An 18,116-nucleotide genomic window follows, 5' to 3' on the forward strand; every position below is an offset into this window, starting at 1 on the left:
TCTGTCCGACAATATACTTCAGACTGCCAGGATTTTCCCGGATTCGTATCATTCTGCCCGGTATAAATACAGTTCTCTCAGATGTCCGGGGTTTCCTCCCCATCGCAAACTTCCTGACGACATGCAGACAATCCCTCCTCAAGTGCCCGGGATTATCCTGTCCGACAATCTCTCGTCAGAAGGCGCAGTCCTCACCTCTTCTGCCCTGACCCCGACGGACTTCCCCTCAACGTAATCGGTCGGCAGCACCACGGTTTGCGTCGGCCTCCCGGCATCGCCCGACAGGCGGGTCAAGAGCAGGTCCACCGCCTCCCTGGCAATCTCCCTGGTGGGCTGGGTGATAATGCTAAGACGTGGGGCAACTGCCTTGGCAAACTCCAGATTGTCAAAGCCGATTACAGACATCTCTTCGGGAATCTGAATCCCGGACTCGTTGATTTCTATCATGGCTCCGATCGTCATCTCGTAGTTGGCGACAAGAACCGCCGTGATCTCAGGTTCTTCCTCCCGGAGCTTGTGCATGGCCCTGGCCCCGCCCTGAATCGTGTAATCACCGCAGACGACCATAGAATCTGAGACTTCCAATCCGGCGTCTGCCATGGCCGCCTGAAAGCCCTGCCTTCTGGCGGCGGCAGTATAGATATCCTGCGGGCCGGTAATCAGTCCGATTTTTGTGTGCCCGGCTGCCCGGAATCGATCCACCGCCTTTTTGGCCGCGTCTTCGTTATCAACAAGCACACAGTCCGCGTCCAGCCCTCTGATCTTTCGATCAAGAACAACCACAGGACGCTTGCGGCGCAGGAAGGTCTTTAAAATTTCTCCGTTCTCCCCTGTCGGCATGACCATCAGGCCGTCCGCCCGCCTGCGCAGCAGAAAGGCAATGGCTTCCCTCTCTCGCGCGGGATCCGTGCGACAGTCGCAGAGGATGGTCGCATAGCCCTTCTGCCGCAGAATGTCTTCCGCCTCGGAGATAATCTCAGCGCAGAAGACATTGTTGAGCTCCGGAATCAAAATCCCGATCGTCCTGGTCCGGTTAGTTTTCAGGCCCCGGGCTGTCTCGTTGACTTCAAAGTGCAACTTTTCAATCGCCGCCTCGATCTTAATCCGGTTCTTCTCCCGGACATTTCTACCATTCAGATAGGAGGATATGGTCGCCAGACCAAGCCCTGTCTCCCGGGCAATATCCTTGATGGTCGCTCCCATAGATGCTCCTTGTCCTTCAGACAAATGCCTTTCCCACACATCCGCACATTTTCATGCGGGCAATCACCTGTTCTTTGACCGCCTCCGTGGCAGCCAGTCCCAGCTTCTTTGGATCATAGGTCTTCGGAGCCTCGGCCAGCAGCTTTTTCACCGCGTCGGTATAGGCGACGCGAAGCTCAGTGGCGAAATTCACCTTGCACATCCCCTTGGACACGCACTCTCTAACGTCCGACTCACTGAGACCGGAAGCCCCGTGGAGCACCAAAGGGGCCTTGACCTTGGCAGCGATCTCCGCCACTCTTTCCTTATCCAGCACAGGCTCTCCCACATAAAAACCATGCGCTGTCCCGATGGCTACTGCCAGAGACGAAATGCCGGTCAACTCCTCGAATTGCCTGGCCTGATCCGGATCTGTATTCTGATCGGCATGCGCTTCCAGGTCATCCTCCTTGCCGCCGACCCTGCCGAGCTCAGCCTCCACCGGAATTCCGACTGCACGAGCCACATCGACCACACGCCGGGTCAGTGCGGCATTCTCCTCAAAAGGAAGCTTGGAGCCGTCAATCATGACCGATGTATATCCTGCCTTAATGGCCTGTATCGCGAGCTCAAAGCTGTCCCCATGGTCCAGATGGAGACAGACCGGGATCTCTGTCTTATCCGCTTCCGCCCTCACCATGGCGACAAAGGTCTCCAGCGAACCGTAGCGGACCGTCGAGGGAGTCGTCTGCAGCATGACCGGCGCCTGCGCTTCCTCCGCGGCGGCGATGACCGCCTTGATCATCTCCATATTCTCTACATTGAAGGCTCCTACTGCGTAACGCCCTCTTTGGGCATCCGCAAGCATCTTGTCTGAAGTGACAAATGACATTTTCCCCTCCTTACGATCAATTACATCCGATAGCTTCTTATTTCCTTTTTCCCTGACATTACAAATCATTGCAAATCCGAAACGTTTCGGTTTTTCTGTTCTAAGAGTAATTGACAGGGGATGAATTTACAAGTCCCTCTGGCAAGTATTGCTCGTTTTTTGACAAATATTTCACAGTTTCTGCGATGCTATTATTTCGCGAGAGTTTTTTATTAGAAAACCCGGCCAATCTGCCTTACGATGACAGATTAGCCGGGCTCATAGGACCCAGACTCCTGATATTTTATTTCCGAAACTCAGGATCCGATATTTTATTTTGGGGCTCCGTGCTCCGATATTTCATTCACGGGGTTTTAGCCCCGATATTCATTTGCAGGGCCCAGGCTCTTAAAAACTTCCTATCCTGCGCTTTCCCCGGATCAGCTAATCCAGATGAAAGAGTGGCTTTAAATCCACCGCCACCGGACTCTTGTCCGGGTTGGTCTCCATGATGTCCGCCATGAAGTCCCACCACTTGCGGTTAATCGCGGTGTCCGCCCCCTGGTTCCAGACTTCTTCATCTTCTATCTCGATATAGGCGAAGAGAGTCAGGGTCTCTCGGTCCAGGAAAATGGAATAGTTTTTGCCTCCATGGGCATGGATCATTTCAACCATCTCGGGCCAGAGTTCCCTGTGGCGGCGCTCATACTCCGCCTCCTGACCCGGATAGAGTTTCATCTTAAATCCCTTGACCATTAATATACACTCTTCCACTCGTTGATATTGCTGGGATCAAATTTGAAGGGAGCGCCCAGGATAATCTCGGTGCCGCCGTCAGAAGCCTTGACCACCTTATAGTCGCCCAGATCGCACTTGAAGGTATCCCCCTCATTTCCCTTGATGCTTCCCGTCACAAGAGCTGCTGACGTATAGGCTCCCAGAGCGCCTAAGTCAATGGGGTTCCAGAGGAACATATAGGGGCAGGAATGTGCGTCGTCATTTCCGATGTAGGCTGCCATCTCAGAGGGAAGTCCCAGTCCGGTCAATTTGACAGAGGACTTCTTGTCCTGCAGGACCTTGGCCGCGGCAGAGATACCTACTGTCGTGGGGGAGCAGATGACCTTGAGCTTGGGATACTTCTGCAGGAGGGCCTGGGTCTGATCCGTAGACTTCTGCGCCTCGTCATCCCCGTAAGCCACTTCTACCAGTTCAAGCTTAGAGTACTTGCTGTCCTTCTCCATGTAGGACTTCATGGAGCTGATCCAGGCATTCTGGTTGGTTGCCTGGGAAGACGCGGAGAGGATGGCGAACTGTCCCTCTCCTCCGGTGATATCATAGACCGCCTGAATCAGGGCGGATCCGATCTCATCGGTACCTGCCTGATTGACATGAACCGCGCGGCTGGACGCGGCGACAGCAGAGTCTACGGAGCAGACCTTGATGCCTGCGTCCTTTGCCTCCTGAAGGGCTGCTGCCAGGGCATTCTCATCGTTGGCTGCCACACAGATGGAATCCACCTTCTGTGAGATCAGAGACTGAATGACTGTGATCTGCGCATCCGCAGTGGCTGATTCCGGATACTGAACGACAGCCTTGCCGCCCAGCTTCTGAACGGCCTTCTGAAAGCCCTCGGCCTCCTTCTCATTGAAGGGATTGCCCGCGCTCTTAGGAACAAGGGCGAAGGTCTTGCCGGACGCGCTCTCCGTCTTGGCATCTCCGCCCGACTTGTTGGACTCTTCCTTCTTGGAGTTCCCTCCGCATGCCGCGAAGAGCCCCACAGCCATGGTCATACATAAAAGCAAACTCAACACTTTCTTCTTCATGGTTTTCCTCCTTCTGTCTACCCCATGATTTCTATATCTATGAGTCCCTGAGGACACTCATATTCTTTTTTCTACGCCTGCTTTCTTCTGACCTTGAATCCGCCGGAAATATTGGGGATCAGGACAGAGACTATCAGGAGAATGCCGATGATAATCAAGATGATCTGTGAATTTAAGTTCTTCTGTCCCAGGCCGACCCTAAGACAGAGGATGGTAAAGGCCGCGATGAAGGCTCCCAGGATCTTTCCCTTTCCTCCTGTCGTGGACACCCCGCCGAATACAGCCATGGCAATGGCGTCCATCTCAAAGCCCTTGCCGGTCGTCGTATTGGCCCCATAGGTCGCCGCTGTCAAAAAGAGAGCGGCAAGACCGGAAAAGAGACCCATCAAAGCGTATGCGATAAAGATCGTCCGCTTCACCTTAATCCCGGAATAGAAAGATGTTCTCGCGTTGCTGCCGATGGCATAGAGCTTGCGTCCGTAATTCATCCTGGACGCGACGATGATGAAGACGATGCCTGTGAGCACGACCAGAAAGAAACTGATCGGGAAGGGTCCGACTTTGGTTGACAGGACCTTAAATCCCCGAAAATCCTTGATCGAGACTGACCCTCCCTCGCCCAGCATCAGCTCCGCTATCCCCCGGTATATGATCTGTGTTCCCAGCGTAATAATCATGGTCGGCAGTTCGCGGAATTCCACGGCCAGAAGTCCATTGATGGCCCCGCAGGCAAGACCCACAAGGAGGGTCAGAAGAAAGACGCCGACGAAGGGGATCTTGAGGTTGGACGCCATGCCGGCCGTCGTCGCGCAGAGGCAGACAATCGATCCGACCGAGATATCGATCTCTCCCAGAAGCAGAATGAAGGCCATGGGAAAGAGGAGAAAAATCTCCGCCAGGTATTTGGGGCTCTCCCGCAGCAGATTGGTCGCGTTGTATACGGGAGAAATGCCGATACAGATGATATTGACGAGCACAAGCAGAACTACGAGCATGGACTCCCAGTTCAGCAGTCTGCTTGCCAGCGGCTTGTTCTCGGTTGCCGCAATCGTTCTTCCAGATTTTCCTGCCATAATATCCCCCTTAGATCTCTCTCTTCTCCAGCGTCGACCGAACCATAATCCTCTGCGTGATGACATTGGCAATGATTACCGCGACGATCAGAACCCCCTTGATGGTGTTCTGGGCCAAAGCCCCGATTCCGATCAGGGGCAGGGCCTTGGAAATAACCGCCAGAATCAGCGCTCCCAGGAGGGCGCCGATGACGCTGCCTCTGCCGCCGCTCATGCTGACACCGCCGATGACACAGGCCGCGATGACGTCCATCTCCTTGCCGTACTGCATATTGGGCTGGGCTGACGCATAGACCGATGTGGACAGGGCTCCGGACAGTCCTGCTAGCGTACCCATCAGGGTATAGACGGCGATCTTGACTCCATGGACATTGATTCCGGAAATCCCCGCCGCCTCTTCATTGGAGCCGACCGCGTAAATATTGCGGCCGAACTTGGTCCACTTCAAAATAACGAAGAAGAGCAGATAGCAGACAATCGTGACCAGGATGACATTGTTGATGCCCAGACTGCTCGTCAGAGCGAAGCTCTTGAACTCTCCCAGGGCGTCCGCACCGGCCCACTGGTCATTAGCCACAAGGTAGGCCAGACCCCGATAGATATACATGGCGCCCATGGTACAGATGATGGGAGCCACCCTTCCATAGGAGATAATCAGGCCGACCACAAGTCCGCAGACCGCCCCCATACCGATGGCGATAACAAAGCCCAGAAGCGTGCTTGACACCAGGCCGGTCTTAAAGAGCATGCCGACCGTCATCCCGGCAAATCCCAGGGTGGAGGCCACGGAGATATCAATCCCCCCGATCAGAAGAACCATGAGCATCCCTAACGAGAGGATCATGGTCACGGAATTGTTCTTGAGAATTTCCGTGATATTCTGCATGGACAAAAAGCCGGGGGACTTGATGGACACCAGCCCGATCAGGACAAGCAGGATCAGAAAGAGGGATATCTCTCTTGATCCGCCGATTTTCTTCAAAAATGACTTCTTCTCCATTAGACTTCTCTCCCCCCAGACTCCTTTTCCATGGCGAGCTCTAAAATCTTCTCCTGGCTCGCCTGGTCGACGGGCAGCTCTCCTGTGATTCTGCCCTTGCACATGACGTAGATCCGATCGCACATCCCCAGGATTTCAGGCATTTCCGAGGAGACCATGATGATGGCGTAGCCCTGTTTGGCCAGCTTGCTCATAATGCCGTAGATCTCCGACTTGGCGCCGACATCAACACCCTTGGTCGGCTCGTCCATGATGACCACCTTCATGTTGTCCTGGGCCAGGGCCTTGGCCACGACCACCTTCTGCTGGTTGCCGCCGGAGAGGGTCGACGCCGCGTCGAAGATGCTGACCGCCTTGGTGTCAACCCCTTCGAGGACCTCCTTGGCCAGCGTCCTCTCCCGCTTCTCATCGGTAAATCCCCGCTTAGAGAGCCGGTCATAGATAGGAAGGGTGACATTGCGTCCCAGTCCCCAGCTCATGATCAGCCCCGTCTTCTGCCGGTCCTCCGGCAGAAGAACCAGACCCAGGTTCTTGGAGTCCGTGGGATTCTTAATGCGAACCTCCTTGCCCTCGACAAAAACCCGGCCATCCTTGTGTCCCGTGATCCCGCAGATCGCCTCGACGACTTCCGTTCGTCCCGCGCCGACCAGCCCGGTCAGTCCAACGATCTCGCCGGCCCTGACATGGAAGCTGACATCCTTGAAATAGCCCAGCCTGGAAAAGTTCTCGACGCGGAGCATGTCTTCTCCGACCTCCACCTTCTCCTTGGGATACATATCACTGATTTCCCGGCCGACCATGTGCTTGATCAACTGGGCATTGCTGATCTCATCGACCTGATAGGTGCCAATATACTGGCTGTCGCGAAAGACCGTAACCCGGGAGGCCAGCCGGTACATATCCTCAAAGCGGTGCGAGATGAAGATGACGGAGACCCCGTCGTCCCTTAATTTCTCTACAATTTTGTAGAGCTTCTCGGACTCATTGGCCGTCAAAGCCGCTGTCGGCTCATCCAAAATCACGATCTTGGCACATGTTGACACCGCCTTGGCGATCTCAACCATCTGCTGCTGGGCGACGGACAGGGTTCCCATTTCCGCTGTGCTCTCGAAATCAGCATCCAGCTGATCCAGATAGTCCTGGGCCAGGCGGTTCATCTCCTTCCACTGCATGAAACCGCCCTTGACCCGCTCATGATTCATAAAGATATTTTCCGTCACGGACAGATCCGGGTAGGAGGTCGGATGCTGATAGACCGCGGCGATTCCCGCTGCCTGGGCATCCCTCGGCCCCCGGAAGGAGACCTTCTTGCCGTCCAGATACATCTCTCCCTCTTCCGCCTGGTGTACCCCTGTGATCACCTTGATAAAGGTTGATTTTCCGGCTCCGTTCTCCCCCATCAGGGCATGAATCTCCCCCGGCTTGAGTTGGAACTGCACATGATCCAATGCCTTAACGCCGGGAAAAATCTTGGTAATTCCCTTTAATTCCAATACATAATCAGACAAGTTCACGCCCCCTTTTCCTGATAGACTCTCTCTGAAATTAATGCTAACAGCCGGAGTCATCCGCCAAAAGAGGAAATTTTTCTGATCCCGGGTATTATTTTTCTGTCATTCGACCGGGCAATCTTGTAGACTGAGAGCAAGGGTGAGAGGAGAAATTGGGATTATTATGACTTTACTGATCGTTGACGACGAAGAACTGACCAGGCAGGGGATCCTGGGCTCGGTTGATTTTGCCGGATTGGGAATCGATCAGATTCTCAGCGCGAGAGACGGGGCGGAGGGAATTCGGATCGCTTGTGAGCAGCCGGTCGATCTCCTTCTCTCGGATATCCGCATGCCCAAAATGGACGGCCTGACCATGGTCAGCGCCCTGCAGAAGACAAATCCTAACTTGGTCACCATCTTCATGAGCGGCTACACCGACCGGGAATACGTAAAGACCGCCCTGCGGCTCGGAGCTGTCAACTACATTGATAAGCCCATCGATATTGAAGAGCTGAGGAACGCCCTGCGAAAAGCCGTATCTCAGGTTCAAGCCAACCGCCTGCAGCAGGACAGTCACAAGCGGTCTTTAGAGCAAATTTCCGAGACCCTGGCTTTTCAGCTGACCGTTCCCTACGCCCAGGACGCCGACCGGGTCGATCGTCTCTGGGCCGATTACTGCAGCTACTGTCGGGAAGACAAGGAAGATAACTTTCTCTATGTAAACTCCATTGTCGTCCAGTTAGAGGACGTCTCCTCTGTGATTCCACAGCTTCCCTCCATCCATCAGGGGCTTGCGCAGATGCTGGCCCCCCACGGTCTTCATGTCATTTCCAGCGAGAAACACCTCTACTATGTGGTCTACCATATCTATAGCGGTCAGAGATATCAGCCCCGGCAGATAGAGCTGGCCGCCAATTTCCTGCGGGAGGCCTTCCTCCCCTTCAGCCGCTCTTATGTCGCCGTCGGAGAAATGGAGCGGGGAATCAGCCGGGCCTATCTCTCCTTTCAGTCCGCTGTCCTCCTCCTGCAGAGGGCTTTTTCCTGTCCACCCGGCAGCATCTTAAACCAAACCGACTGGTCTGAGATCCCAGAAGTTTCTCTGTCAGACCTGCAGGACTTGGGCCGTCTTCTGACAGATGCCCTGGCTGACGGGCGAAAAGAAGACGCCAACCAGTACAGAGCAGAGCTTTCCGATCTCAGCCTCAAATCCCGGGCTCTGCTTCCCAGCCAGATCAAGTCCCTCTATATCGATCTCTTTCGCGAGCTCGACCATATCCGCGAAAAGCAGGGAATTGTCCCCTCGCCATTGACCCCCACGGAATCCGTCATGGATCAGGTCAATGCCTGCTTCTGCCTGGATGACCTGAACCGGGGACTCAAGGACCGTATCCGGGCGTATTTCGAGGACCTCTCCTCTCAGAAGGCCGAAAACCAAACCATCTATCTGATCCGAAGCTACATCGGGCAGCATTACAGCCAGTCCTCGCTCTCCGTCAAGGACATCGCCGACTATGCCAACCTCTCCGTCTCCTACCTCTGCACCTTCTTCAAGGGCGAGACCGGGCAGACCCTGAATGCCTATCTGACCGATTTTCGGATGGAACGGGCCAAGCAGCTCCTGTCTGACCCCCGCAACCGGATCAGCGAAATCTCCGGCATGGTCGGCTACAACGACGGCAACTATTTCAGCAAGAGCTTTCGAAAGTCGACCGGGCTCTCTCCCACAGAATTCCGCGAGAAACTCTGGAAATAGTAACCCCACAGCGCCAGGTAACCGCTTCTCTTTTCTCACTCGCTGAGAGATTTTGGGACAGCGCCTGTAAAGGTCGTAACGAGGCTTCGCAATGAAAAAGATCCTTCTGAACCTGAAAATACGAACCAAGCTGTCCCTTGTCCTCCTGGCCGCTGTCGTCATACCCGCTCTCTTCATCGGGCTTGCCTTCTCCGCGGACTTTCGCGATATGGTGATCTCCAACACCATCTCCCAGGCTCAGAAATCCTCCGCCAAGGCCTCTCCGATTCTGCGAGCCCTTGCCGTCCGCTCCCAGAATGTCGCCAACGACCTGTCCTCCTGTGCCTACTACCAGAATCTCTTCTCATCCGCCGCCCCGGCCGATTTCAAAGAGGCTGCGCAGACCTCCCTGGCACAGGACTTTCTGACCAAGGCGCATTCCTATCAGTCAGAGGGCTATCAGACCCGGATCTACATCGATCTTCCGGAGGGGGATGACTTCTTCGCCAGTCCAACTGCTTCTCCTATATTCGCGCCCCTGACCCAGGCCAGAGGCCGCTATTGGTATGGCATTTTCCAGGCCTCTTCTGTCGATCACCTCTACTGCCCCTCCTCTTATCTGGGACCGATCGAGGCCAGCACCTACGGCGACAGCGCCTACATCCGCCGTTTTCGTTTTCTCTATCAGGGAAAGTCCCTGTCCGGCTATCTGGCTGTCTACTACTCCTCAGGCCTCTACCGACAAGCCCTGCGCGACAATCTGACCTTTCCCGATGGGGTCTCCTATCTGATCAACGACCGCAATCAGATCATCGCCGAGACCGACAGGGCCCGGTCCGCCACCTACCGCATCGACTATGGCCAGATCACCGACTATCTGGAGTCCTCCAACGCCTTTGTCGAGAAAAATGTCCTCGGATCCGATGTCTACGCCGCCTTCCACAGGATCCCCGGCCCCTCATGGTACCTGGTGATCATCATCCCCAAGAGCAGCCTGATCCGCCAGGGCAATCAGATCATCCTGCGCTATCTCGCCATCATTTTCATCTGCATGGTCGGCGGTATTTTCATCGCCGAGCTTCTGGCCGGGTCTATCGTCCGGCGAATCCGCCAGGTCTCCGCCCAGATGTCCCAGGTCAAAGCCGACGATACCCCCTCTCCCATGCCCCCCTCTCCCTATAAGGATGAGGTGGGCCAGCTGGTGGATTCCTACAACTATATGGCCGGCCGCATCAACGCGCTTGTGGCTGAACAGCAGCGGATTTCCGAGGAAAAGACTATCGCTGAGTTCAACGCCCTGCAGGCCCAGATCAACCCCCATTTTCTCTACAACACCATGGATATGATCCACTGGATGGCTCAGGCCCGGCAGTACGACAAAGTGAGCGAGATTGTCATGCGCCTGTCCCGCTTCTACAAGCTGACCCTGTCAAAAAAAGATCCCGTCTCCACCATCGGAGACGAGATCGAGCACGCCAGTATTTATGTCCAGCTGCAGAATATGCGCTTTGAAAATGCCATCGACCTGGTGGTGGACGTCCCGGACGAGCTGAACTCCTGTCATATCCCCAAGCTCACCCTCCAGCCTATCCTGGAGAATGCCATCCTCCACGGCATCCTGGAGAAAAACCCGCCGACCGGAACTATCGTCATCACTGCCTGGGAGGATAACGCCCTCTATCTGCTGATTTCGGACGACGGCGTCGGCATGGATCAGGAGCTTCTCGATCATCTTCTGACCTACACCCCCATGTTCAAGGCAAACGGCTCCAATGTCGCCATCTACAACATCCACTCCCGCCTCCGCCTCCTCTACGGCGAGGGCTATGGACTCAGCTACCAATCTGTTCCCGGCCGGGGGACAGAGGTAACCATACGAATCCCCAGGGAAGAGAAATGAGAGTTATAATTCTCTGCATGGATGCATACTTCCAAGGATCCTGCATTTTTCTGGTCTCGGTAACCTAAGAGGATGCGGTTCTCTATCTTCTGATGTCAGACGATGGTGTCGGCATTGTCGTCTCGCACTCCAGCAGATTTCTGACAGAATTCCGGTACTGAATTTCTCCGGGAATACGAACCACCCTCCTTTTCGCCGGGATACCGTTTGTAATCTGATCCAGGAGCAATTGACAGGCCGAATCCGCCAGGGCAATTGCCGGTTGCTGAAATGCCGTCAATTTCGGTCTCACCATTTGGCTTAACTCAAAATCGTCAAACACAACAATCGACAGTTCCTCCGGAACAGAAATCTTTAATTCCGCCACAGCCGCCATCATTCCCTGGGCCAAATCATAATTGCCCGCAAGAATAGCTGTCGGCCTATCTTTCAATCCCCAAAGCTTCTTCATCCCCTCGTATCCACTCTCAAAAGAGAAATCCGCGCGAATCACCGCCTCCTTTTTGACCGGCAGACAGTAATCCTCCATCACCCTCATATAACCATTCAGCCGCTCATCTGCTACTGTTCTGCCCCTTGGTCCTGTGATCATTGCGATTCTCTCATGCTTGTTCCGAATCAAATGATCCACCAGATCATATGTGCCTTTGCTGCAGTCGACCTGCACGCAGTCAAAGGGAGACCCCTCCCAGTTTTCTTCCAGCATGACCACGGGCACGTTCTCTCCCCTGAGCAACTCCATGCTCTGCAGGCCGGCAAATACGGGCCACACAATCATCCCATCGACCCCCTGTGTGAGCAGGTAGTTTGCAAAACGCAGAACTCTTTCAGGTGACAGATTCTGTCCCGCAAAGGTGACCGCATAGCCCTGTTCTTGAAGATATTTTTCGATCTCACTTAAAAGATTTGCCGTATAAGGGCTTTTCGCCGCCCCGATCAAAACGCCTATCATATAAGTTCGTGCGGATCTCAATTGCCTGGCGGAGGAGTTTATCACATAGCTGAGTTTTTCAATCGCGGCCACGATTTTTATCCTATTATCCTCCCGTACATTTCCGCCGTTGAGATATTTGGATATGGTTGATATTGCAAGCCCCGCTTCTTTTGCAACATCCTTAATCGTAACTGACATGTGATTGACAACTCCCCCTCGTGACAGACAGATCAGTCTTTGTCTCTGATCTCTGTAAATCTTGGCTTCTCTTCTTCATATTCAATAGTAATACAATAGTAGGCTTTTTCTCTATATTTTTCTGGCAGCCTGATACTCAGGAAGCCATCTCCCTCACAGGTAATTCCGCTCTCAAACTCCAGTTCCTCTCCAGTGGCTGTGATATAAGCCCGATTTACCCGATTGGCAATATTTAAGATCTCAAGGCAGGATCTGTGAATCGCTTCCACTACATGCGCGAACAGCTTGTGCGGCTTGCAGGTAAACAGCAGCTCCTGTATTTCGTATGAATAACTCGGGAGACGAAAGGTATCGAAGATACTATCCGCATTTTCGCGAACATACCCGCCAACCTGATCAAGAATTTCAACGGACTCCTCGGGAATCGATCCGTCTGCTTTTGGCCCGATATTCAGTAAATAGTTTCCTCCTCTGGCATTTATTTTCAGCAGTATCCGGATTAACTTCTGTGAATTTTTCCACGCGTGATCAAATTTGCTGTAGCCCCAGGTATCGTTCAAGGTTGCCGGAACTTCCCAATCCCCCTCAAACGGCACTGCCGGTATAAAATTGTCCCCTGTCGTCATATATTCGCCAAGGCCATTGCCGATTCTCCCGCTGACAATACAGTTTGGCTGAAGCTTTTTGACTGTCTCTACAATCTCACGGCTTTCTTCCTCTGTCGTCCCCATCGGGGTATCAAACCAGAGCAGGGCGATATCTCCATACTGCGTCAGAAGCTCTTCGATTTGAGGCAGGCACTTTTGATCCAGATACTTCCGGAAATTTTTCCGGCTGTTATCCTTTCGCGCCGCATACCCATTCGGATCATCCCAGTCCTGAGCCTGCGAATAGTACAGCCCCATCTTCATCCCCTGCCTGTCGCATTCATCCTTGAGCTCCCTCAGCAGATCTCTTCCATATGGCGTATTCATGATATTGTAATCAGATACCCTGGAGTGATACAGGGCAAAACCCTCGTGATGCTTCGATGTCAGGACAATGTACCTCATCCCCCATGACTTGGCCTTTGAGACAATTAACTTTGGATCAAAGCGAACCGGATTAAAGTCTTTTATCAGCTTTTCATATTCTTTGGCTGGAATATCCAAATCGTTCATAATCCATTCCGCAATACTATCCGTTCTCTCCCCCTTATATTCTCCGGCGAGAAGAGAATAGAGACCAAAATGAATGAACAAGCCAAACTTCGCCTCTTTAAACCATTTTTGTTTCGTATCTTTCATTTTCCTTCCTCCTCAGACAGGCATATCCTTATTTTTGATCGCTCAGCAGCAGTCTCAACCCTTAATTGCTCCGGAGAGCATTCCTTCCTGAACCTGCTTGTGCAGCAAAACATATACGATAACCATCGGAATCATGGACATTATGACAAAGGCAAACTGAGGTCCGTAGCTCGTGGTGAAATTTGCCGTAAAATTCAGCATTGCCCTGGATATGGTGTATTTTCGCTGGTCCGTAAGAAGTACCAGGGAGAAGATCAGCTCTCCATAACCATAGATAAAGACCAGTATCGACTCTGTCGCGACAATCGGTTTGCAAAGCGGAAAGATAATCCCCCAGATGATCTTCAGATCACTCGCGCCATCAATTCTTGCCGCCTCATCGAGCCCGCGGTCAATGCCGCGAATATATCCGGTAAAGAGAAAAATCGCCTGTGATATATTGAAAGCCACATAGAGAAGGACCAGGAATAGATAGCTGTTTTTCGTTCCAAAGGTACTCGCCATTTCTGAAATGGATGTCAGCGTACAGTGCACCGGTACCATGACCCCTGCCATAAATAGAAAATAGATTGGCTTAATAAATTTGTAGTCCTTGCGCGCAAGCATATAGGCCGCCGGAAAAGCGAACACAATTGTAAGCGTCAGCGTCATGAATGCCACCAACAGGGAATTTGTAATGGAGTGAAGCGCGTCGGCCGTCTTTACTGCTTCCGTGTAATTGCTGACCAGCCATTCCCTTGGCCACGAAAACATTCCAAGTAAAATGTCCGAGTTTGACTTAAAAGATGACAAAAACGTAATGATCAGCGGTAACACAAACAAGGCAACTAAGAGAAAACCAATCAAATAAAGCGCTGTCTTTCGGATTCCTCTTCTCATCACATATCGGTTCATGATGATTCCTCCCTACTGATTTTGATCCGGCTTAAAAAGCGTATTATTCAAACCGACAGAGATCACGAGGCCAAGGACTAAAAGAATAATTCCTATCGCGCTACTTCGTCCCATTAGCTTGAACTGAAATCCCTCTGTGTACAATAGAATCGCCGGGGTGGAGCTGCGCCCCATCGGGCCTCCCCTCGTCATAGACCAGACAATGTCAAACGCTTTCAAACACCCTGTAATGCAGAGAACAGAGAAGACCATAAACATGTTCTTGCACAGTGGAATCGTCACATAAATCAATTTCTTGATTCCAGTACACCCGTCTATCTTGCAGGCATCATGAATATCTCTCGGAATCGCGACCAGACCGGCCGCAAAAATGAGCATATTATATCCCGCGTACATCCACTCATTCACCAGAACAACACACCATATATTGACCGTCGGCGTGCTCAGCCAATCGATAATATGATCAGAGAGACCGATGGATGTGAGAAATTGAGCGATGACGCCGAACTTGGAATTTAAAATAAATGTCCACATCAGCCCGACCGCAGTCGTCCCCAGCATAACGGGGAATAAATAGGTCGTCTTGAAGAAACCTGTGAATTTAATTTTGGCTGTGACAAGATGAGCCATCAAAAAAGCCACCGGCATTAAGATAACAAAGCCGCCTATCGTAAAATACAGGGAATTAAGCATGGCATTCCAAAACTTTTTGCTTGTCAGCACAGACACATAATTGTTGACTCCAACCCATTCTCTCGCCGCATTTGCCACTCCGTTCCAATTCTGAAAGGAGAGAATAAAAGTCCGGATCGTCGGATAAATAACAAAAATCATGGTCAAAATAACACCCGGCAGTAAAAACAGAAATGCCTGGCGCCTTTGTTTTTTATAAGCTCTGGACCGCATCATTAGACCCCTTTCCCAAAAGGGCTGTGAAGAAATGAGAAAGTCATTTTTTCACAGCCTCAATTCACGAGCTTCTACCGGCTTCTGAAAACGTCCCCTTCATTTTCTCAGAAGCTATTCGTACTCCTTTGACGTCTCCACAATATCCTTTCCGACCTCTTCCGCCGTATGGCCTGTCGGGATCCCCTGCAGAGCATTGCGGACCGTGTTGATCATATGCTGCTGCGTATCATAATTTTCGATATCTCCCTTGATATCCGTCGACTGTTTCATCAGGTCAGAGACCTCCTTCATCAGATAATTATCGGCGGTAACGGTCGGATTCACTGCTGTCAGCACAGGATAAGATCCCACCAGTTCATCAATATTCTTCTGGCTTGTGAGGAACTTTAACAGGAGAACAGAGGCCGCAATTTTGTCCTTATCTCCGGTATCTGTCACATAAAAGCACTCGTTTGCCCCGCCCATATCCGAATGCTCATACTCTTTGTTGACATAGGGAAAAGCGATCGCATGTACTTTTTTGTTATTGTAGAGCTCATTATTCCCCGTTGATGCTTCTGCGCAATACCAGGATCCCAGGAACAAAAAGGCCGCCTTGCCTGTGTTAAACAGCTCCCGCTCCTGATCATCATCGTATCCCAGCAGGTTCGTTCCCAGATAGCCATTTTGCGTCGCATCGATCATCTTTTGATAAATTGCTTTCTCCTCATCGCCATCATAGGAAATTTCATCCTTGCCAAGCTTAGTCGCAACATCTGTACCATAGGACTTATAGTTCAAAACCGTATGAAGATGACCAAACCTGTAGTTATCCTTTTCTCCCATCTCAAAGGGCTGAATCCCTGCTGCCTTGAGCTTTTTGCAGGCCTCCATCAGGTCGTCCCAGCTCTTGATGGATTTGGGGTCAACATTTGCCTCTTTCAGGAGATCTTCATTGTAAAAAAGAGAGATAAAATACGTTGACCAGGGAACGCCATAAACTCCTTTATATCCATAGTCTTTAAAATCGGTAAGCCCCCAGCCGACTTCGCCAAACGTATTCTTCCAGGCAGAATCCGCATCGTAATAAGGCTTCAGATCAACTAAGTTCTTGGCCTTAATATAGTTCGCCACACGAGATCCTCCATATTCCTGGAAGATGCTCGGCATAGAGCTGGCATCGGACATAAGTACAGATTCCTGATCCAGATAATCAGCCTCTGTGGGAATCGAAATATTTTCTACGGTAATCCCCGGGTATTTCTCCATGAACTCCTGGATTTTCTTTTGATACCACTGCCCATCCTTCAGTCCTGAATCCATCCTGTTCAAAAAAGTAATATGCACATCCTTGTACTCACGATTCTCAATATTGAGCGCATCGTCATTCGGTGCCGTCTTCGTCGAATTGGATGTCTTGTTGCCACAACCATAAAGGAGCGATCCGGTGATTGCAGCCGCCAGCAGTAAACTAAGCATTCGTTTCTTCATTTTCCCCTCCTTAAGATTCGATTTATATGTAAAACGTTTCGTTTTCTTTAGCTATATTATATGTGCCTTAAAAAGAATATTTCAAGTATATCCTGTATATTTGTCTGTTTTATATAGATATTTTCTTTTCTTTTTGTCTATTTTTCACTATAAATATTTCTATCATGTATAAATCGTTTCGTTTATTTTCCTGCTAATGACATATATTTTGTTGAGTAAGGCAAAAAAGGATGCTAAAATTTTGCTAATAAAAAGAAAAGTCTTCTGTGAGGGAAACATGAAAACAACCATAAAGGATATCGCCAAAAGTACCGGGCTTTCCACAGCAACGATTTCAAAATATTTAAACAACAAGCCGATCAGCCAGGCAAATCAGGAGCTGATCCAAAACGCAATCCAAAAGCTGCATTATGAACCCAATCTGGCGGCACAGTCTCTTCGCTCCGGGAAAACGAATCTGATCGGTCTGATCATCAGCGATATCGGGAACTACTTCTGGGGGCCCCTCATCGCGAATTTGACCCAGATTTTTTCTCAATCCGGATACACTGTGATCGTTCGCTCTTACTATCGCAATACGGATCAAAAAAAGAAGCTCACGCAGGAAATGTGCACTCAAAATTTCAGCGGCATTATTCTTCTTGCCGACAACGCAAAGGACACTTCCTATCAGCCTTTTATTCGTGCAAATATACCGATCGTCGTCATTGACCAGATCCCAAACGCAATGGAAAGTACCCCTGTGGACTGTGTGCTGAGCGACGGTTACAGCGGCGGCAGAGAGATTGCCAAGCATCTCACAGAATCAGGGCATCAACATGTGTATGTTAATGCCCCACTCGACGATTCATATAATATCGGCCAGAGGATCCTGGGAATTACGGATTCTTATTCTCATGCCGGACTGCCGCTTCCAATGATCGAGAAAAGCCACAGGTATACCACCCCGGAAGCAATCAAAAAATACGGGGAGCAGACTCTCCCTGTCGCCATTCATAAGCATCCTGAAATCTCTGCCGTGATTTTTACATCATACGAACTGGCTCTGGGCGGACTCGCTGCAATCAACACGCACGGCTATCGCATCCCTCAGGATTTCTCTGTTATTTCTTTTGATGATGATGCTCTTTTTAAATGTGTATATCCATCGATCACAGCCGTCTCTCAGGACATGGATCTATTTTCTCTGCAGATATCCAAAATTCTGATCCGACGGATGAACGGAGACTACAGTGACTTTCCTCATACGGAATACATCCCCGTTACACTCCACAAGCGTCAGGCGGTTCAGGATTTGACTAAAAAGGCTGTGGAAGAGTGAAATATCACTTTTCCACAGAATCCCCGTAAC

The 18,116-nt window shown here is 51.2% G+C and carries 15 protein-coding genes; 3 read left to right on the plus strand and 12 right to left on the minus strand.

Annotated features, from left to right (window positions below; genetic code table 11):
• Window positions 1-138: 138 nt before the first annotated feature.
• The 7 genes from HMPREF1508_RS04380 to HMPREF1508_RS04410 all read right to left on the minus strand — a co-directional run bounded on the left by HMPREF1508_RS04380 (window position 139) and on the right by HMPREF1508_RS04410 (window position 7,457).
• Entirely contained in the window at window positions 139-1,203 is a 1,065-nt protein-coding gene (locus tag HMPREF1508_RS04380; protein ID WP_044959769.1) for a LacI family DNA-binding transcriptional regulator, read from the minus strand.
• 16 nt (window positions 1,204-1,219) lie between these two features.
• The gene (locus tag HMPREF1508_RS04385) at window positions 1,220-2,074 is read right to left on the minus strand and encodes a class II fructose-bisphosphate aldolase (protein WP_044959771.1); all 855 of its coding nucleotides are present in this window, start codon (window positions 2,072-2,074) and stop codon (window positions 1,220-1,222) included.
• Window positions 2,075-2,497: 423 nt separating this feature from the next.
• Window positions 2,498-2,809 carry an L-rhamnose mutarotase gene (gene rhaM, locus HMPREF1508_RS04390; RefSeq protein WP_006907141.1) on the minus strand — a complete coding sequence of 104 codons (312 nt, stop codon included), beginning with the start codon at window positions 2,807-2,809 and terminating at the stop codon, window positions 2,498-2,500.
• Complete coding sequence (locus tag HMPREF1508_RS04395) at window positions 2,809-3,876, minus strand: rhamnose ABC transporter substrate-binding protein (protein ID WP_044959772.1); 1,068 nt, start codon at window positions 3,874-3,876, stop codon at window positions 2,809-2,811. The genes rhaM and HMPREF1508_RS04395 overlap by 1 nt, the downstream gene beginning before the upstream one ends.
• 71 nt (window positions 3,877-3,947) lie before the next feature.
• Complete coding sequence (locus tag HMPREF1508_RS04400) at window positions 3,948-4,949, minus strand: ABC transporter permease (protein ID WP_044959773.1); 1,002 nt, start codon at window positions 4,947-4,949, stop codon at window positions 3,948-3,950.
• 10 nt (window positions 4,950-4,959) lie between these two features.
• Window positions 4,960-5,949 (minus strand): ABC transporter permease, encoded by a 990-nt coding sequence (locus tag HMPREF1508_RS04405; protein WP_044959780.1) that lies wholly within the window; start codon window positions 5,947-5,949, stop codon window positions 4,960-4,962.
• Entirely contained in the window at window positions 5,949-7,457 is a 1,509-nt protein-coding gene (locus tag HMPREF1508_RS04410) for a sugar ABC transporter ATP-binding protein (RefSeq protein WP_044959924.1), read from the minus strand. Before HMPREF1508_RS04410 ends, HMPREF1508_RS04405 begins: the two co-directional genes overlap by 1 nt.
• Before the next feature lie 166 nt (window positions 7,458-7,623).
• Here HMPREF1508_RS04410 and HMPREF1508_RS04415 point away from each other — a divergent pair, with 166 nt between their 5' ends.
• Entirely contained in the window at window positions 7,624-9,195 is a 1,572-nt protein-coding gene (locus tag HMPREF1508_RS04415; RefSeq protein WP_044959783.1) for a response regulator transcription factor, read from the plus strand.
• Between the two features lie 91 nt (window positions 9,196-9,286).
• A complete protein-coding gene (locus HMPREF1508_RS04420) occupies window positions 9,287-11,074 on the plus strand; it encodes a sensor histidine kinase (RefSeq protein WP_044959785.1) in 1,788 nt (595 codons plus the stop codon).
• 82 nt (window positions 11,075-11,156) lie between these two features.
• Here HMPREF1508_RS04420 and HMPREF1508_RS04425 read toward each other — a convergent pair whose 3' ends face one another.
• The 5 genes from HMPREF1508_RS04425 to HMPREF1508_RS04445 form a co-directional block, all read right to left on the minus strand.
• Entirely contained in the window at window positions 11,157-12,206 is a 1,050-nt protein-coding gene (locus HMPREF1508_RS04425) for a LacI family DNA-binding transcriptional regulator (RefSeq protein ID WP_044959786.1), read from the minus strand.
• A 32-nt stretch (window positions 12,207-12,238) separates the two neighbouring features.
• A complete protein-coding gene (locus HMPREF1508_RS04430; RefSeq protein ID WP_044959788.1) occupies window positions 12,239-13,492 on the minus strand; it encodes an alpha-L-fucosidase in 1,254 nt (417 codons plus the stop codon).
• Window positions 13,493-13,546: 54 nt separating this feature from the next.
• Window positions 13,547-14,386, minus strand: a complete 840-nt coding sequence (locus HMPREF1508_RS04435; protein ID WP_044959790.1) for a carbohydrate ABC transporter permease — start codon at window positions 14,384-14,386, stop codon at window positions 13,547-13,549.
• Window positions 14,387-14,398: 12 nt separating this feature from the next.
• Window positions 14,399-15,220, minus strand: a complete 822-nt coding sequence (locus tag HMPREF1508_RS04440; RefSeq protein WP_242834495.1) for a carbohydrate ABC transporter permease — start codon at window positions 15,218-15,220, stop codon at window positions 14,399-14,401.
• A gap of 186 nt (window positions 15,221-15,406) precedes the next feature.
• Window positions 15,407-16,765: an ABC transporter substrate-binding protein gene (locus HMPREF1508_RS04445; protein WP_044959794.1), complete on the minus strand. Its 1,359-nt coding sequence runs from the start codon at window positions 16,763-16,765 to the stop codon at window positions 15,407-15,409.
• A gap of 277 nt (window positions 16,766-17,042) precedes the next feature.
• Here HMPREF1508_RS04445 and HMPREF1508_RS04450 point away from each other — a divergent pair, with 277 nt between their 5' ends.
• Complete coding sequence (locus HMPREF1508_RS04450; RefSeq protein WP_044959795.1) at window positions 17,043-18,086, plus strand: LacI family DNA-binding transcriptional regulator; 1,044 nt, start codon at window positions 17,043-17,045, stop codon at window positions 18,084-18,086.
• The last annotated feature ends 30 nt before the right edge of the window (window positions 18,087-18,116 follow it).

This window comes from Shuttleworthella sp. MSX8B, from assembly GCF_000524295.1.
GTDB lineage: Bacteria > Bacillota > Clostridia > Lachnospirales > Lachnospiraceae > Shuttleworthia > Shuttleworthia satelles.

Excerpts from the sequence above, each read along its gene's own strand:
- HMPREF1508_RS04380 (WP_044959769.1), bottom strand. The coding sequence starts at position 1,203 with ATGGGAGCGACCATCAAGGATATTGCCCGGGAGACAGGGCTTGGTCTG.
- HMPREF1508_RS04385 (WP_044959771.1), bottom strand. The coding sequence starts at position 2,074 with ATGTCATTTGTCACTTCAGACAAGATGCTTGCGGATGCCCAAAGAGGG.
- rhaM (WP_006907141.1), bottom strand. The coding sequence starts at position 2,809 with ATGGTCAAGGGATTTAAGATGAAACTCTATCCGGGTCAGGAGGCGGAG.
- HMPREF1508_RS04395 (WP_044959772.1), bottom strand. The coding sequence starts at position 3,876 with ATGAAGAAGAAAGTGTTGAGTTTGCTTTTATGTATGACCATGGCTGTG.
- HMPREF1508_RS04400 (WP_044959773.1), bottom strand. The coding sequence starts at position 4,949 with ATGGCAGGAAAATCTGGAAGAACGATTGCGGCAACCGAGAACAAGCCG.
- HMPREF1508_RS04405 (WP_044959780.1), bottom strand. The coding sequence starts at position 5,949 with ATGGAGAAGAAGTCATTTTTGAAGAAAATCGGCGGATCAAGAGAGATA.
- HMPREF1508_RS04415 (WP_044959783.1), top strand. The coding sequence starts at position 7,624 with ATGACTTTACTGATCGTTGACGACGAAGAACTGACCAGGCAGGGGATC.
- HMPREF1508_RS04420 (WP_044959785.1), top strand. The coding sequence starts at position 9,287 with ATGAAAAAGATCCTTCTGAACCTGAAAATACGAACCAAGCTGTCCCTT.
- HMPREF1508_RS04425 (WP_044959786.1), bottom strand. The coding sequence starts at position 12,206 with ATGTCAGTTACGATTAAGGATGTTGCAAAAGAAGCGGGGCTTGCAATA.
- HMPREF1508_RS04430 (WP_044959788.1), bottom strand. The coding sequence starts at position 13,492 with ATGAAAGATACGAAACAAAAATGGTTTAAAGAGGCGAAGTTTGGCTTG.
- HMPREF1508_RS04435 (WP_044959790.1), bottom strand. The coding sequence starts at position 14,386 with ATGAACCGATATGTGATGAGAAGAGGAATCCGAAAGACAGCGCTTTAT.
- HMPREF1508_RS04440 (WP_242834495.1), bottom strand. The coding sequence starts at position 15,220 with ATGATTTTTGTTATTTATCCGACGATCCGGACTTTTATTCTCTCCTTT.
- HMPREF1508_RS04445 (WP_044959794.1), bottom strand. The coding sequence starts at position 16,765 with ATGAAGAAACGAATGCTTAGTTTACTGCTGGCGGCTGCAATCACCGGA.
- HMPREF1508_RS04450 (WP_044959795.1), top strand. The coding sequence starts at position 17,043 with ATGAAAACAACCATAAAGGATATCGCCAAAAGTACCGGGCTTTCCACA.